15 protein-coding genes and 1 tRNA gene are annotated in these 14,154 nt (G+C 70.3%); 3 read left to right on the top strand and 13 right to left on the bottom strand.

Features of this window, described 5'->3' with window-relative positions; genetic code table 11:
* Nucleotides 1-2 precede the first annotated feature (2 nt).
* Genes ETAA1_RS10290 through lpxA form a run of 3 tightly spaced genes read right to left on the bottom strand, consistent with a single transcriptional unit; the run spans nt 3 to nt 2,949 of the window.
* On the bottom strand, nt 3-1,001 hold the full coding sequence (locus ETAA1_RS10290; protein WP_145237236.1) for a glycosyltransferase: 999 nt from the start codon (nt 999-1,001) through the stop codon (nt 3-5).
* Nucleotides 998-2,119, bottom strand: a complete 1,122-nt coding sequence (locus ETAA1_RS10295) for an NAD(P)/FAD-dependent oxidoreductase (protein WP_145237239.1) — start codon at nt 2,117-2,119, stop codon at nt 998-1,000. The genes ETAA1_RS10290 and ETAA1_RS10295 overlap by 4 nt, the downstream gene beginning before the upstream one ends.
* Nucleotides 2,120-2,127: 8 nt before the next feature.
* The gene (gene lpxA, locus ETAA1_RS10300) at nt 2,128-2,949 is read right to left on the bottom strand and encodes an acyl-ACP--UDP-N-acetylglucosamine O-acyltransferase (RefSeq protein WP_145237242.1); all 822 of its coding nucleotides are present in this window, start codon (nt 2,947-2,949) and stop codon (nt 2,128-2,130) included.
* A gap of 91 nt (nt 2,950-3,040) precedes the next feature.
* Here lpxA and ETAA1_RS10305 point away from each other — a divergent pair, with 91 nt between their 5' ends.
* Nucleotides 3,041-3,370, top strand: coding sequence for a VOC family protein (locus tag ETAA1_RS10305; RefSeq protein WP_202920812.1), 330 nt, complete (start codon nt 3,041-3,043; stop codon nt 3,368-3,370).
* Nucleotides 3,371-3,372: 2 nt separating this feature from the next.
* Here ETAA1_RS10305 and ETAA1_RS10310 read toward each other — a convergent pair whose 3' ends face one another.
* Nucleotides 3,373-3,687 carry a hypothetical protein gene (locus tag ETAA1_RS10310; RefSeq protein ID WP_145237248.1) on the bottom strand — a complete coding sequence of 105 codons (315 nt, stop codon included), beginning with the start codon at nt 3,685-3,687 and terminating at the stop codon, nt 3,373-3,375.
* Nucleotides 3,688-3,992: 305 nt separating this feature from the next.
* On the opposite strand from ETAA1_RS10310, the gene ETAA1_RS10315 reads away from it, so the two are divergent.
* Nucleotides 3,993-5,417 (top strand): trypsin-like peptidase domain-containing protein, encoded by a 1,425-nt coding sequence (locus tag ETAA1_RS10315; protein WP_145237251.1) that lies wholly within the window; start codon nt 3,993-3,995, stop codon nt 5,415-5,417.
* On the opposite strand, the gene hscA is transcribed toward ETAA1_RS10315, so the two are convergent.
* The 7 genes from hscA to ETAA1_RS10350 all read right to left on the bottom strand — a co-directional run bounded on the left by hscA (nt 5,414) and on the right by ETAA1_RS10350 (nt 11,076).
* A complete protein-coding gene (gene hscA, locus ETAA1_RS10320; RefSeq protein ID WP_145237254.1) occupies nt 5,414-7,243 on the bottom strand; it encodes a Fe-S protein assembly chaperone HscA in 1,830 nt (609 codons plus the stop codon). The two genes, ETAA1_RS10315 and hscA, sit on opposite strands and share 4 nt — an antisense overlap.
* A 559-nt stretch (nt 7,244-7,802) precedes the next feature.
* Nucleotides 7,803-7,874 (bottom strand) — tRNA-Val (locus ETAA1_RS10325).
* Nucleotides 7,875-7,878: 4 nt separating this feature from the next.
* Nucleotides 7,879-8,370, bottom strand: coding sequence for a Fe-S protein assembly co-chaperone HscB (gene hscB / locus ETAA1_RS10330; RefSeq protein ID WP_145237257.1), 492 nt, complete (start codon nt 8,368-8,370; stop codon nt 7,879-7,881).
* Nucleotides 8,371-8,382: 12 nt separating this feature from the next.
* Complete coding sequence (locus ETAA1_RS10335) at nt 8,383-8,793, bottom strand: HesB/IscA family protein (RefSeq protein ID WP_145237260.1); 411 nt, start codon at nt 8,791-8,793, stop codon at nt 8,383-8,385.
* 72 nt (nt 8,794-8,865) lie between these two features.
* A complete protein-coding gene (iscU, locus tag ETAA1_RS10340) occupies nt 8,866-9,282 on the bottom strand; it encodes a Fe-S cluster assembly scaffold IscU (RefSeq protein ID WP_145237263.1) in 417 nt (138 codons plus the stop codon).
* Nucleotides 9,283-9,339: 57 nt separating this feature from the next.
* Nucleotides 9,340-10,557, bottom strand: a complete 1,218-nt coding sequence (locus tag ETAA1_RS10345) for an IscS subfamily cysteine desulfurase (protein ID WP_145237266.1) — start codon at nt 10,555-10,557, stop codon at nt 9,340-9,342.
* A gap of 21 nt (nt 10,558-10,578) precedes the next feature.
* The gene (locus ETAA1_RS10350) at nt 10,579-11,076 is read right to left on the bottom strand and encodes an RrF2 family transcriptional regulator (RefSeq protein WP_145237268.1); all 498 of its coding nucleotides are present in this window, start codon (nt 11,074-11,076) and stop codon (nt 10,579-10,581) included.
* A 516-nt stretch (nt 11,077-11,592) separates the two neighbouring features.
* Here ETAA1_RS10350 and ETAA1_RS10355 point away from each other — a divergent pair.
* Nucleotides 11,593-12,411 (top strand): glycosyltransferase family 2 protein, encoded by an 819-nt coding sequence (locus ETAA1_RS10355; RefSeq protein WP_145237271.1) that lies wholly within the window; start codon nt 11,593-11,595, stop codon nt 12,409-12,411.
* Here ETAA1_RS10355 and ETAA1_RS10360 read toward each other — a convergent pair.
* Both ETAA1_RS10360 and ETAA1_RS10365 read right to left on the bottom strand, forming a co-directional pair.
* Nucleotides 12,305-13,543, bottom strand: a complete 1,239-nt coding sequence (locus ETAA1_RS10360; RefSeq protein ID WP_145237273.1) for a CCA tRNA nucleotidyltransferase — start codon at nt 13,541-13,543, stop codon at nt 12,305-12,307. The genes ETAA1_RS10355 and ETAA1_RS10360 overlap by 107 nt on opposite strands.
* Nucleotides 13,540-14,142, bottom strand: a complete 603-nt coding sequence (locus ETAA1_RS10365; RefSeq protein WP_145237276.1) for an acyl carrier protein phosphodiesterase — start codon at nt 14,140-14,142, stop codon at nt 13,540-13,542. The genes ETAA1_RS10360 and ETAA1_RS10365 overlap by 4 nt, the downstream gene beginning before the upstream one ends.
* Nucleotides 14,143-14,154 lie beyond the last annotated feature (12 nt).

The raw sequence follows: 14,154 nt of genomic DNA on the forward strand, positions 1-14,154 counted from the left end.
GTCTACTCGGAGTGGCTCATCACGTTTCGGCGTGTGAGGTCGGACAACATCACGGCGCTGGCCTGCTCCTCGCGGACGTGGTACAGCGGCCGCCCGCCCGAGTCGTCGACCAGCCGGCCGAGGTGCTCGCCGATCATGGTGAGCATCACAAACACGAGGAAGAACAGGCCGCTCGTCTGGAGGCTGATCCCCGTCCACCCCGGCATCACGTCCGGCTTGGTGAGGTACACGCCGATCACGTACAGGCTGTACAGGACGCTCAGGGCGCTGCCGCCGAGGCCGAGGAGTGAGACGACGCGGAGCGGGGCGACGGAGTGGCCGAGCGTGAGGCTCACGGCGCGGCGGGCGGAGCGGCGGAGGTTGACGCGCGGCTGCTTGCCGCCGCGGGCCAGGAAGCGGTACGGGTGCGTCGTGGTCGTCAGCCCGATCTCGGCGGCGAGGAGGCCGAAGTGTCGCTTGCGGACGCGGACGCGCGTCAGGGCGTTCACCGCGGCGCGCGTCAGGCAGCGGAAGCCGCTGTTCACGCGGACCACGTTCGCGCCGAACGTCGGCCCCGCGATACGCTGGAAAAGCCAGCGGAGAACCCGGTACGAGACGCCCGGCGCGGCGGGGTACGGGGCCACGCCGACGACCACGTCCGCCCCGCCGCGGCACGCCTCGACCAACTCCGGGATCACCGCGGGCGGGTCGAACTCCGGGTGAAGCGTCACCACGTAGTCGCCGATGGCCGCGTCGAGGCCGGCCATGACGGCGGTCTCCGGCGCCTGCCGCCGCGACAGCCGCAAGTAGCGGACGCACTTGTACCGGGCCAGCAGTTCCCGCACGACAGCGGGCGTGTCGTCGCGGGAGCCGTTGTCGACTAACACCAGCTCGAAATTCGTGTAGTGCGCGTCGAGCGTCTTGTAGGATTCGTCCACGAACGCCGGGAGGAACCGCGCGTAGCTCCGCAGCGCGGCGACCACGGAGACGAACACGTCGGATCGAGGTGCGGCGCGGGTCATGCAGCCTCGCGGAGTGTCGTCGGCGGCGCGTCGAGGCGCTTGTTCAATTCGTCGGTCACGTCGTACACGTTGTCGATTTTACCGCCCATCACCACGTGATAATTCGGCACGCCGTGGTCGGGGCGGAACAAGATCGGCCGGCTGTCGTCGGCCTCGCTGCGGGGCAGCACCGTCTTCACCTCCCACAGCGAGTCACGGTACTCACAGCGGGCCAGCGCCGGCAGGTAGCGGGCGGCGTCCCGCACCATGTGCGGGAAGGCGGTGCGGCGCTCGGCGGCGGCGGCTACGGCGTAGGCCGCCGTCGGGGCCGGGTCGTACCAGTGGCCGTGCGGCGTGTAGCGGACGTGGCTCAGCGTGTGGAGGCCGCGCGGGGGGAACGGCATGCACGAGAAGAACGGGCCGTCCATGACCGTCACCCCGAGCCCCTTCAGCGCGGCCGGCACCTCGACCAGCGCCATCTCCGCGAGTTCGTGCTTCAGCGGGATCACCGGCAGCCCCGACGCGGCGGCCGCCGCGTTCGTCTGGGCGTAGGAGCAGGTCACAACCAGCCCCGCCGCCACGTCTGCCCCCGCCGCACGTACCCGCAACGCGGCACCGGGTAGCGGCGTAACCTTTTCCACCGGCGTGTTCAGCCGCACGGTCACGCCTGCGCGTCGCACCCGCTCAGCCATCACGTCGCGGAGGCGGGCGGCGTCGAAGGCGTATTCGCGGACGCGGAATACGTCCTCGACCAGGTCGCGGTCGAACAGCCGCGTCACGCCCACGTCCGCCGGCTCGACCGGGGCGCCGATCCGCCGCATGGCCTCGGCGAACTGGCCGGCCGTGACCTTCGAGCCGCGGCGGGCCACGGCGTACAGCTTCTCGAACGTCGCGTCCACGGCCGGGGCGAACTCGGCGACGAACCGCGGGAAGTTCACCCGGCTGCGGACGGCGGTGAGCACGCTCCGCGGGTAGTGGTAGCCGTTGTGGACGCGGGCCTGGTTCGCGTAGGACGCCCGCGCCATCAGCGCCGGCCCGGCCTCGCACAGCAGCACCCGGCGGAAGCGGGCGGCCAGTTGCTCGGCCAGGTACAGGCCGTAGAACCCGCCGCCGACCACGACCGCGTTCCACCGCTCCATCGGTGCCCCTACGCGGCTTCGCCGTCCGGGCGGAACCCGGACGGCCCGGTCACCCCCCGCTTCGAGTCTCTCACGAAGTCGATCAGCTCCCGCACCGCGGGGAGCGCCCCGAATTGGGCCTCGGCCCGCAGCATCGCCACCGGAATCAGGAGCCGCTCGACGTAGATCGACCGGAAGACGCGCCGCACGGCGTTGATCTCCGCGTTCGATACGCCCGCGCGGCGCATCCCGACGACGTTCACGCCGCAGACGTGGTTCACGTCCTGGATGACCCAGAACGGCGGGATGTCCTTGCTGCTGGCCGACGAGCCGCTGAGCAAGGCCAGTCGGCCGACGCGGCAGAACTGGTGGACGGCCGAGTTCCCGCTGAGGAAGACGCGGTCGCCGGTCGTCACGTGGCCGCCGAGCAGGGCCGAATTCGCGTAAATGCCGTGGTTGCCCACCACACAGTCGTGGGCGACGTGGGCACCGGCCATGAACAGGTTTCCGTCGCCGATGGTCGTCACGCCCGTCCCCGGGCCGGCGCCGGTCGGCATGCCGCGGTGAACGGTGACGTGTTCGCGGAACGTGTTGCCGGCGCCGATCACGACGCGAGTCGGCTCGCCGGCGTAGGCCGTGTGCTGCGGGGCGCCGCCGATCACACTGCCAGTGTCGAACGTGTTGTTCGGGCCGGCCGTCAGCGGGCCGGTCAGACGGGCTTGCGCGGCGACCACGCAGCCGGGGCCGAGTTCGACCTGGCCGTCGATTACCGCCAGCGGGCCGACGCGTACGTCCGGGGCGAGTTGGGCGTCGGGCGACACCACGGCAGAGGGGTGAATCAGCGGCGGCATGGGCTTCCTTCCGGGCACCGCGGGCGGCTCGGTTTACCCCAAGCCCCGCCGCCGTGCCAGCCCAGTTTCCCCAGCCGCATATCCTGACGGGATGCCGACCCTGTTCATGGTCGAACTCGCCGTCGCTGACGCCGCCGCGTCCCGCAGGTGGTACGAGGTCACGCTCGGGATGAAGGTCGTGACGGTCGATGCGTCCACCGGGTTCGCGCTGCTCCAGGACGAGCGCGGCGGGCGGCTCGCGCTGAAGCCAGGCACGCCGAACCCGGGGGGTGTGACGCTGCACTTCGAGGTCGCGGACGTGGCCGCGGCGATACGGGGGCTACGGCCGGACGGCCCGGCCGTGGTCAGCCCCGAGGGCTACCGCGAGGCGTTCGTCCGCGACCCGGACGGGTATCGCGTGGGGCTGTTCGCGTGGACCTGAGCCTACTCGACCGTCGCTAGCAGGCCCAACATTTCGCCACGGGCGTGCATGGCGTCCGCCGTTCCGACTCGATCCGCCGCCGCTATCCCGTCGCGCAGCACCGTCGCCGCCTCGTCGGTGCGGTCCAGCCGCGCCAGCGCCTGACCCGCTTGCAGGTACGCCGGGATGAACGGCGCCGCGGCGAACCTCGCGATCATGTCGCGCAGCACCGTAACGCACCCGGCGTCGTCGCCGGCACTACTGTGCTCCATCGCCAGGGCGTAGTGCAGCTCCGGGTCGTCCGGCGTCTCGGCCAGGAGTGCCTCGATTCGAGCCATCCGCGACATCGTTCGCTCCGTGCCGGTCGTGCCGGTTCTGCGGTCACCTGCTCACGCTACGGCCGCCGCCGCCGCCGGACAACCGGACCGACCCGCACCGTCGCACGGACCGGCCGAACCCGCGGACACTGACCCACCCCGCACCGCCGTCGCAGCCGCGCCCCGGCCCGGAAATCCCGGGCGTTCCACCGCTTGCCGCGATGCAGCGGGCGCCGCCGAAGGGCCGATCGTTCACCCGTCCACCGACGGCACGGACGGCCGCCCCCGCGGGATGGCACGTCCGGCTCGGCAGCTCCGGGGTCACCATGCGTTCGCCGATGGCCACGCGCTTCGTCCGCCGGCTGTTTCTCGGGGCCGGCCTCGCCGCCGGTTTCGGGTTCGCCGTTGCCGCCCCCAGTACCGCGCCCGTGGCGTCGGCCGAGCCGCCGGCGGTCGTGACCGCGTCGGGCCGCAGCATCACCCCCGGCAAGCGGCGCGACGAGGTCGTGGACGTGTACGACCGGGTGAAGGCGTCCGTCGTCAACATCCACTCCGAGCGAACGGTCAACACCCCGGGCGACGACCCGTTCAGCCGCACGCCCGTGCGGCCGCAGCAGGTCAACGGCATGGGCACGGGCATCGTGCTCGACCCGCGCGGCTACATCCTCACCAACTTCCACGTCATCGAAGACGTGTCCGCCCTGCGGGTGCGGCTGCACGACGGCACCGGCTACCCGGCGCGCGTGGTCGGAACCGACAAGGAGGCCGACCTGGCGCTGGTGAAGATCGACCCGGCCCGGCCGCTGCCGGTGATGCCGCCGGGCACGTCCACAGACCTGATGGTCGGCGAGCCGGTCATCGCCATCGGCAACGCCTTCGGGTACGAGCACACGGTGACGCAGGGCCGCGTGTCGTTCAAGGGCCGCGACGTGTCGCTGAACAAGGACACCGGCTACAAGAACCTCATCCAGACGAGCGCCCCCATCAACCCCGGCAACAGCGGCGGCCCCCTCCTGAACGTGCTCGGCGAGCTGGTCGGCGTGAACGTCGCCATCCGCGCCGGCGCCCAGAACATCGGGTTCGCACTGCCGATCGACTACGTGGTCGGTCGTGCCGCGAACATGATGGCGCTCCGCCGCGGCGGCGTGCGGCACGGGCTGAGTGTTCGCAGCGACGTGATCCGCGATGCCACCGAGGGGCCGGTTCGGCGCAGCGTCGCGGTCGAGTCGGTGGAGGCCGGTTCGGCGGCGGCCGCGGCGGGCTTCAAGGCCGGCGACGTGATCGACCGCGTGGACGACGTGCCGGTGCTGAGTGCCATCGACCTGGAGCGCGGCCTGCTCGACAAGCCGGCCGGGAAGCTGGCCGTCCGCGTGACGCGCGGCGGGGCCGCCGTCGAGCCGCTGGAGTTGGCTCTGGAGCCGGCCACGAAGGCCATCTCGAACCCGGTCGACCTGGCGTGGCGGCGGCTCGGGGTGAAGCTGAACCCGGTGGGCGCCGACGCCGTTGCGAGGGCCAACCCCCAACTCCGCGGCGGACTGCTGGTGACCGAGGTTGTGCCGGGCGGGGTTGCCGGGTCGGCGGGCATCCAGCGCGGCGACATCCTGGTGGGCTTGCACACGTGGGAGACGCTGCGGGTGGACGACGTGGCGTTCGTGCTGACGCACCGCGACTACGCGACGTTCCTGCCGCTGAAATTCTTCCTGGCCCGCGACGGCAAGCTCCGCGACGGCCACCTCGCCGGCTCGCCCTAAACGCCGCGGCCCAGCTCGTCCTCGGTCCGGCCGCCGACCGCCCGCCGCAGCACCTCGTTCATCACGAGCTGCGCCAGCGGGTTGGTCGCGGCCGCGAACCGGTCGATCGCCCGCTGCAACGCCGGGAGTTCGCTCCCGGCCGCGGCATTCCTCAACTCCACGCCGGCGGCGTCGATCGCGGCCCGCTGCTCGGCGGTGAGCCGGTCGCCGGCCTGCGCGAGTGCCTTCTCCGTGTGCCGCTGATCCACGGCGGCCTTGTTCCGCAGCTCGATCAGCCGGCGGGCGGTAAAGTCGTCCGCGGCGTTCTCGATGCTCTCCGTCACCAACTGATCCACCTCCGCGGGCGACAGCCCGTGAGTCGGCTGGACCGTCACCTCGGCCGCGGCGCCGCTCCGCAGTTCCTTCGCCGACACCGTCAGGAGGCCGTTCTGGTCCACGAGGAAGGTCACGTCCACCTGCGCGAACTGCGCCGGCATCGGCGGGATGCCGGCGAGCTTGAACGTGCCGAGGCAGCGGCAGTCGCGGGCGAGTTCGCGCTCGCCCTGGTAGATGTTCAGGAGGATGGCGGTCTGGCCGTCGGCGGCGGTGGTGTAGCGCGTGGTGGCCCGGCACGGCACGGTGGTGTTGCGGTGGACGAGCTTGTCCACGACGCCGCCGAGCGTCTCGACGCCGAGCGACAGCGGTACCACGTCGAGTAGTAGCACGTCGCGGCGGCCGCCGGCGAGGATGTCGGCCTGTACCGCGGCCCCGAGGGCGACGACCTCGTCGGGGTTCAGGTCGGTATGCGGGGTGCGGCCGAAGAACTCGCCGACGCGCCGCCGCACGTAGGGGATGCGGGTCGAGCCGCCGACCATCACGACTTCCTGCACCTGGGCCGCGGCGAGGCCGGCGTCCTTGAGTGCGGCCTTACAGCGGGCGAGGCTGCGGTCGATGTGCGGGGCGATCAGCGCCTCGAACTCGGTTCGCGTCACGACCCGCTCGAACGGCGGGCGATTCGGCGCCCGTACGGTCAGCGGTGCGGAGTCGCTGTTGCTCAGGGCGATCTTGCAGCGCTCGGCGGCGTCGCGGAGGTGCTGCAACAGCTCCGGGTCGCGGGCGGTCAGGTCGGCCCCCATCTCGCGGGCGGCGAGCGTCATCAGCTCGCGGTCGAAGTCGTCGCCGCCGAGGTACGTGTCGCCGTTGGTGGCGAGCACCTTGAAGACGCCGTCGGCGAGCGTGAGGAGCGAGCAGTCGAAGGTGCCGCCGCCGAGGTCGTACACGGCGACGGTGCCGGCTCCCTTGCGGTCGAGCCCGTAGGCCAGCGCCGCGGCCGTCGGCTCGTTCACGATCCGCAGTACGTCCAGCCCGGCGATGCGGCCGGCGTCGCGGGTCGCCTGCCGCTGGGCGTCGTCGAAGTACGCCGGGACGGTGATGACCGCCTTCGTCGGGTTGCCGGCCCGCTTCCGGACCTCCTTCAGGATCATCGCCGAGAGTTCTTCCGGCGTGTGCTCGTGCCCGGCGACGTTCACGCGGAGCACTTTCCGCCCGCCGTCCGTCTCGCGCTCGACGATCTGGTGCGGGATGAGCTTCAGCTCGCGCTCGAGGTCGGCGAGGGTGCGGCCCATGAGCCGCTTGACGCTGAAGATGGTGTGCTCGGGGTCCGACAGGGCCCGCTCGCGCGCGGCCGTGCCGACGAGGACCGTGCCGTCCGGGTGGAAGCTGATGGCGCTGGGGATGAGGGCGTTCCCCGCCGCGTCGCGGAGGACGGTGGGCGACCCGTCCACGACCGCGGCGGCGAGGCTGAACGTGGTCCCGAGGTCGATGCCGACGACGGCCGGTGTGGTCATGCGGGGAGATTTCCGTTCTTGTCGTACCCGAGCATCTGGTACATCGCGTCGAGTAACTCGGGCGGTGGGTTGTGCGCGAAATCGAGTACGAGCGCCCGTTGAAGGATGTTATCGGGTGGGAGATCGGGTCGCGCTACGTCGTCGAGTAGCGCGTGCAGGAGTCGCAGTCTCTCTGGCCGCGGCAAAATGCGGGCAGCGTTAAGGAGCTCATCAGCAGACATTGACTCCTCATTTGCGGACTACCAGCCGAAATGCGTGTTCAACGCAGCCTTCCCACTCGGTGTTAGTGTGTAACGTAACGCTCTGTCGGCTTCCACTGTGCCAGCGATGAATCCCTTTCCGAGCAACCCACCGCCTTGTGTGCCGTAGTCAGGCGGACCCACGGTCAACGCACCGAGGATTCGTGCACGTCCACCAACTTGTTCGAGAACGTCGCGCAACAACCCGGTCGGACCTGCTTGGTACAACTCAAGAAGGATCGCGGCTTCCGCCTCAGTAAGGCTGTTCACGTGGCATCCTCCGAGTTGAATTGCGTCGCATCGGACTGGCGGCCGAGCAGTGGACGCTACAGGATTCGAACCTGTGACCACTCCCGTGTAAGGGGAGTGCTCTACCGCTGAGCTAAGCGTCCAAAGTTAGTCTTCGGGCAGCGCCCGCGCCAGGCTGCGGAGCGTCTTCAGGGCGTTCAACGACCGGCGGACCGCCACCAACCGCCCCGCGTCGCCGGCTTCGACCCGTGCGAACCCGTCCGCGACTTGCGTCATCAGCGCGGCCGATCGCTCCTCGATGTCGGCCCGAACGGCGGCGTGCTGGATCGCGTCCTCGGCTCGTTCGCGCAGGTCCATCACCTCCGCGAGGAACGTCGGCTCGACGCCCTTCTCCTGGCTCGCCGGCGGGCCGCCGAGCAACCCCAGAAGGTAGTCGGCGCGGGCGAACGGGTCGCGCAGTGTGGTGTACGCCTCGTTCACCGCGGCCGACAGGTCGGTGCTCGCGGCCAGGTCGGCCGCGGCCCCCGCAGCGTGGTAGTCCGGGTGGACGGCCCGCGACTGCGCCAGGTACGCCCGCTCCAGCGCGGCCGCGTCAACGACGAACCGCCTCGGCAGGCCGAGGCGGGTGAAGTGATCCATGCCGGTGACCACTTACATCGAGTACGAGCTGCCGCACCCGCAGGTGCTCTTGGCGCTCGGGTTGTTCACGGTGAAGCCGCGCTTGTTCAGGTCGTCGTGGAAGTCCACGACCGCCCCGTCCAGGTACAGCATCGACCGCTTGTCCACCACCACCTCGATGCCGTGGAACTCGAACTTGTGGTCGGTCTTCTCGTCGTACTTCGGGTCGAGGTCGAGCTTGTTCTGGAAGCCGCTGCACCCGCCGCCCTGCACCCGGACGCGCAGGTACAGCTTCGACTCGGCCTCCGACGCCCCGCCAGCGGCCACGTCGGCGATGTGCCGCTTCACCTCCGCCGCCGCCTTCTCCGTCACCGTCAGCGGGGCCGCCACCGGGGTCGGGCTGCTGGTCCGGCCGAGGCCGATCGTTTCCGTCGCGGTCGCCATGAGTGTGTCCCTTTCGAGGAATAGGTCTGCGGGTTAGAGCATTGTACCGCCGGCGGCGGTTCGCCTTTCGGGTCAGCCGACCGCGGCCGGCTCGCGGGCCTCGACGGCGTCCTGCTTCTGCTGGTAGTTCTGGATCGCCGCCTTGATCGCGTCCTCGGCCAGGACCGAGCAGTGGACCTTGACCGGCGGCAGGGCCAACTCCTCGACGATCTGCGTGTTCTTGATGTCGAGCGCCTCGTCCACCGTCTTGCCCTTGAGCCACTCGGTGGCCAGGGAACTGGACGCGATGGCCGAGCCGCAGCCGAACGTCTTGAACCGCGCGTCCTCGATCACGCCGGTGGTGGGGTTCACCTTGATCTGCAACTTCATCACGTCGCCGCACTCCGGGGCGCCGACGAGGCCGGTGCCGACCGTCTCGTCCTTGGCGTCGAAGCTGCCGACGTTCCGCGGGTTGTTGTAGTGCTCGAGCACCTTGTCGCTGTACGGCATCGTGCGTCTCCTGCTCGGTAAGCCCGGGTCACTCGCCCCCGCGCTGTGGTTGGTGGTTTAGTGCGCCGCCCACTCGATCGTCTTCAAGTCCACGCCCTGCTGCACCAGTTCGAACAGCGGCGACATCTCGCGCAGCCGGTTCACCTCGCGGGTCACGAGGTTCACCACGAAATCGACCTCGGCCTCGGTGTTGAACCGGCCCAGGCCGAAGCGGATGCTGCTGTGCGCCAGTTCGTCGCCGACGCCCAGCGCCCGCAGGACGTAGCTCGGCTCCAGGCTCGCGCTCGTGCACGCCGAGCCGCTCGACACGGCCACGTCCTTGATGCCCATCATCAGCCCCTCGCCCTCGACGTAGGCGAAACTGATGTTCGCGTTCCCCGGCAGCCGCTCGGTCGGGTGGCCGTTGAGGTAGCTCTCGGGGAGCACCTCCATGATCCCCTTGCGGAGCCGTTCCCGCAGCGCGAACGTGCGGGCGGTCTCCTCCGGCATCACGCGGCGGGCGATGTCGCAGGCGGTGCCCAGGCCGACGATCAGCGGCACCGGCAGGGTGCCCGACCGCATCCCGCGCTCGTGGCCGCCGCCGTCGATCTGCGGCTCCAGCCGGACGCGCGGGTCCTTCTTGCGGACGTACAGCGCCCCGATCCCCTTCGGCCCGTAAATCTTGTGGGCCGTGAGGCTCAGCAGGTCGATCCCCATCGCCTCCACGTCCAGCGGAATCTTGCCGACGGCCTGCACCGCGTCGGTGTGGAACAGCACGCCGCGTTCCTTGCACATCTTGCCGATGGCGCCGATCGGCTGGACCGTGCCGATCTCGTTGTTCGCGGCCATGACCGACACGAGGATGGTCTTGTCGGTGAGGGCTTCCTTCACCTGCTCGGCGTGGACCTGGCCGTACTTGTCCACCGGCAGGTAGGTCACCTGGAACCCGTCGCGCTCGAGCCGCTTGCAGGTGTCGAGCACGGCCTTGTGCTCGGTCGCCTGCGTGACGATGTGGTTCCCCTTCTTCTTGTACATCGCGGCGACGCCCTTGATCGCCAGGTTGTTGCTCTCGGTGGCGCCGCTGGTGAAGATCACTTCCTTCGGGCTGGCGCCGATGACGCCGGCGATCTGGTCGCGGCTCTCCTCGACGGCGCTCTCGGCCTCCCACCCGTAGGCGTGGCTGCGGCTGGCGGCGTTGCCGTACTTCTCGGTGAAGTACGGCAGCATGGCCTCGACCACGCGCGGGTCGCACCGCGTCGTCGAGTTGTTGTCCATGTAGATCGGCAGCGTCGACATCGTTCGCATCCTGGGGGTGATTCAGGCCGGGGTGCCGAGCGGACGGGCCGACCCGCAACAGCCGCCGGACAGCACCGGCAGCGCGGGGTAGGCGGTCGGCTTCGGCGTCGCCGGGTCGAACAGCTCGGCCAGCGTCACCCCGCGGAGGACGCCGACGAGCCGGTTGTGAACCTCGGCCATCGGGCCGTAGATCGTACACACGTCGGTCAGTGAGCAGGCGTCGGCACCGTCGTGCTGCGACGGGTTGCAGGCCGTCAGTCGGAACCCGTCCTCGACGGATTCGAGCAGTTCGGCGAGGCTGATCGAGTCCGCCGGCCGGGCCAGGGCGTAGCCGCCCTTCACCCCGCGGTGGCTCGTCACAAAGCCTTTCTGGCACAGCTCTTTGAGAATGTTTGCCACGAAGGGACGGCTCAGGTTGAACGTCTCGGCGATGCTGCGGGCGTTGCCGCCGACGGGCTTGCCGTGCAGGTACGACAGAATCAGGAGGGCGTAGTCCGCTTTGCGGCTCAGGAGCGTCATCGCTCGCCCTACTGGGGTGGGATCGGGGAATCAGCAGCACCGCACTCCTATTTGTAGACAGAAGATCGCCCCAGGCAAGTGCGATTTCACGAAGCGGTTCGCGGGAAGCGAAAACGCCAACCGGCGGTCGTCGGCCGCGCGGGAACGCGGTGCGACGGCCGCCGGCGGCGGGGTGTCGGGTTTCGGCACAGACGCGCCCTCCGGGCCGCACTCGTTAGCCAGGGGGTTTGCAGGTTCGACCCTGCGGCCAGTCGCCCGGACGACCGGCGCCCCCCGGCACCTCCTGAAGGAGGCGTACCGCGCGGCTCGCGTTGGGACCCACGGGTCGAGGTGGGGTTGACCGGCCACTCTTGTTGCGCGGTCCGGGCCGCGACGAACTCAGGCTTGAACCCCACCCGACACCTCAAGAGCAATCATACGGAACGGGTGTTCACTAGTCAAGCCCCGCCGGCGGCGTTGCAACGCCGCCGCACCCTGGGTACAGTTCCCGCGCACAACCCCACCCACCGGGCGAGCATGGACGCACCCCTTCGCATCAGCCTCGTCCTCCCGGCGTTCAACGAGGCCGCAGTCATCGGCCGCGCCGTTGCCGAGGCGGAAGCCGCGCTCGCCGGCCGCTTCGCCGCCTTCGAGGTCGTCGTCGTGGACGACGGCAGCACCGACGGCACTGCGGACGAAGTGCAGCGGCTGAACGCGCCGCACACGCGGCTGCTGCGCCACGCCACGAACCGCGGCTACGGCGCCGCCCTCCGCACCGGCTTCGAGGCGGCCCGCTTCCCGCTCGTCGCCTTCACCGACGCCGACTGCCAGTTCGACCTGTCGGAACTGGCCGACCTCGCCGCGCTGGCCGCGGAGTACGACATCGCCGCCGGCTACCGCGCCGACCGCAAGGACCCGTGGCGCCGCCGCTTCCTGTCGCGTGGCTACAACCTGCTGACGCGCACCCTGCTCGGCACCCGCGTCCGCGACGTGGACTGCGCCCTGAAGGTGTTCCGCCGCGCGGCGCTGGCGCACTTGCTCCCCGAGAGCCGCGGCTTCTTCGTGAACACGGAGATGCTGACGCGCGCCCGGCAACAGGGCTTCACGGTGACGGAGCGGCCGGTGACGCACCGCCCGCGGGCCGGCGGTGACAGCAAGGTGTCACTGTGGGAGGTGCCGCGGACGTTCCGCACGCTGGTCGGCTTCTGGTGGAACGACGTGGTGTGGCGCACGCGCCCGGCCGCGGCCGTCACCCAGACCCGGGTGACAGTGCCCGAACCCTCGCCAGCGCGTCGTCCCGCGTCCGAAGTTCCCCGTCCAGTTGCGCCTCGCGGACGGCGTCGAGAAGCCGCTTGAAGTCCGGCCCAGGCCGCATCCCCAGCGCCTTCAGGTCGTTTCCGGTGAGGAGCGGCTGCGGGTCGAGCACCTCGCGCGGCGTATCTTGCAGCACCCGCTCGCAGAACTCGACGTGCGGCGCCACTTGACCGCGCGCGAGTGCCCGGTGAAGCGCAAGCAGTTCGTCTATGCCTGGATGAACCAGAATCGGCTTTAGCGCGCTCGGCCGCATCGTTGGCGCGTCGAGTAGCACACGCTGGTTCTCGACCAACCACGACATCCGCGACTTCTCGGCGTTCGAGAACCGCAACCGCTCTGCAATCACTTCCGCCGCCGGCCGATCCACGGTGTGGATCAGCGCCGCGAAGATGAGAGGGAACGAGTTCGGCCCCACTCGGAAGGATTCCATCATCTCCGCGGTCCGGTCCCAGCGCGGTTGCTCGGGCACGAGTTCCGGCAAGATCGGTTCGATCAGCCCAACATCCCGGAGGAGCCAAACCCCGACCGCACGGTTCGGGTGCGTGAGGAGCTTCCGCAACTCGTCCGCGATCCGCTCGGGCGAGACGACGGTGATCTGCGGGGCCATCGCCTTCGCCGCGGCGAAAGTGTCGTCGTCGATGCCGAAATGAAAGCGAGTAGCGATCCGCACCGCACGCAGGACGCGGAGCTTGTCCTCGGCGAACCGGGCGAACGGGTCGCCAATCGCCCGGAGCGTGTGAGAGTCCAGGTCGGCGCGGCCGCCGACGTAGTCGTGCAGCTGGCCGGCGATCGGGTCGAAGAACATGCCGTTGATGGTGAAGTCGCGGCGGGCCGCGTCCTCCTCGGGCGACGAGAACACGACCGAGTCCGGCCGCCGGCCGTCGGAGTACGTGCCGTCGGAGCGGAACGTCGCCACCTCGACTGTCAGGTGCTCGCCGCCGCGGCTCGGGTCGCGCGGGCCGATCACCTCGATGACGCCGAACGCCGCCCCGACCGCGATCGTGCGGCGGAACAGCTTCTGCACCTGCTCCGGGCGCGCGTCGGTGGCGATGTCGTAGTCGTTGGGTTCGAGGCCGAGGAGCTCGTCGCGCACGCACCCGCCGGCCCACAGGGCGCGGAACCCCGCGTTCTGAAGGGTGCGGACGCACTCGACGGCGAACTCGCGCTCGGTCATGGGTGGGCATCCCGTTCGGCGGCCGCGTAAGCGATCAGTTCCGGGTAGAAGACACGGAAGTCGGCGGCGAGTTCGGCGTCGGCCGCGAGCAGCGCCGGCATGGCGTCGCGCAGCCGGACGGCCCGCGTCGGCATCCGCGCCGCGATCCGCGCCGACACGCGGTCGAGTGTGTCGGTAATGCCGTCGGCGGTGCCGTAGCGGACGAGCCGGTCGTCGGCCGCGAAGTGGTACGCGAACCGCTGCCCTTCCACCGGCAGGCCCGGCGCCGCGTCGCGGAACAGTGCGTAGCAGTGGTCGGCAAAGTCGCGCAGCGGTCCGGCGGCGTACTCCGCCCAGCTCCGCGCCAGCAGGTGGTCGTAGTACACGTCCACGACGATGCCGCTGAACCAGCCGAGCCCGGCCGACACGCGGCGGATGCTCCGCTGCACGACCGGGTGGCGGTCGGTGAACCCGTCGATGAGCCGGTGCAGCCGCACGCCCTCGACCACGTCCGTCGGCAGGGCGGTGATCTCGACCGGCTTGAGAAGGTCGGCGAGGACGCCGCCGAGCATGCGGCCGCGGTCCGGGGCGGCGAGGTGGAGGTGCGCCAGGAAGTTCACGCCGGCATTGTA

This window comes from Urbifossiella limnaea (assembly GCF_007747215.1).
GTDB classification, from domain to species: domain Bacteria; phylum Planctomycetota; class Planctomycetia; order Gemmatales; family Gemmataceae; genus Urbifossiella; species Urbifossiella limnaea.

Excerpts from the sequence above, each read along its gene's own strand:
- ETAA1_RS10290 (WP_145237236.1), bottom strand. The coding sequence starts at position 1,001 with ATGACCCGCGCCGCACCTCGATCCGACGTGTTCGTCTCCGTGGTCGCC.
- ETAA1_RS10295 (WP_145237239.1), bottom strand. The coding sequence starts at position 2,119 with ATGGAGCGGTGGAACGCGGTCGTGGTCGGCGGCGGGTTCTACGGCCTG.
- lpxA (WP_145237242.1), bottom strand. The coding sequence starts at position 2,949 with ATGCCGCCGCTGATTCACCCCTCTGCCGTGGTGTCGCCCGACGCCCAA.
- ETAA1_RS10305 (WP_202920812.1), top strand. The coding sequence starts at position 3,041 with ATGCCGACCCTGTTCATGGTCGAACTCGCCGTCGCTGACGCCGCCGCG.
- ETAA1_RS10310 (WP_145237248.1), bottom strand. The coding sequence starts at position 3,687 with ATGGCTCGAATCGAGGCACTCCTGGCCGAGACGCCGGACGACCCGGAG.
- ETAA1_RS10315 (WP_145237251.1), top strand. The coding sequence starts at position 3,993 with ATGCGTTCGCCGATGGCCACGCGCTTCGTCCGCCGGCTGTTTCTCGGG.
- hscA (WP_145237254.1), bottom strand. The coding sequence starts at position 7,243 with ATGACCACACCGGCCGTCGTCGGCATCGACCTCGGGACCACGTTCAGC.
- hscB (WP_145237257.1), bottom strand. The coding sequence starts at position 8,370 with ATGGATCACTTCACCCGCCTCGGCCTGCCGAGGCGGTTCGTCGTTGAC.
- ETAA1_RS10335 (WP_145237260.1), bottom strand. The coding sequence starts at position 8,793 with ATGGCGACCGCGACGGAAACGATCGGCCTCGGCCGGACCAGCAGCCCG.
- iscU (WP_145237263.1), bottom strand. The coding sequence starts at position 9,282 with ATGCCGTACAGCGACAAGGTGCTCGAGCACTACAACAACCCGCGGAAC.
- ETAA1_RS10345 (WP_145237266.1), bottom strand. The coding sequence starts at position 10,557 with ATGTCGACGCTGCCGATCTACATGGACAACAACTCGACGACGCGGTGC.
- ETAA1_RS10350 (WP_145237268.1), bottom strand. The coding sequence starts at position 11,076 with ATGACGCTCCTGAGCCGCAAAGCGGACTACGCCCTCCTGATTCTGTCG.
- ETAA1_RS10355 (WP_145237271.1), top strand. The coding sequence starts at position 11,593 with ATGGACGCACCCCTTCGCATCAGCCTCGTCCTCCCGGCGTTCAACGAG.
- ETAA1_RS10360 (WP_145237273.1), bottom strand. The coding sequence starts at position 13,543 with ATGACCGAGCGCGAGTTCGCCGTCGAGTGCGTCCGCACCCTTCAGAAC.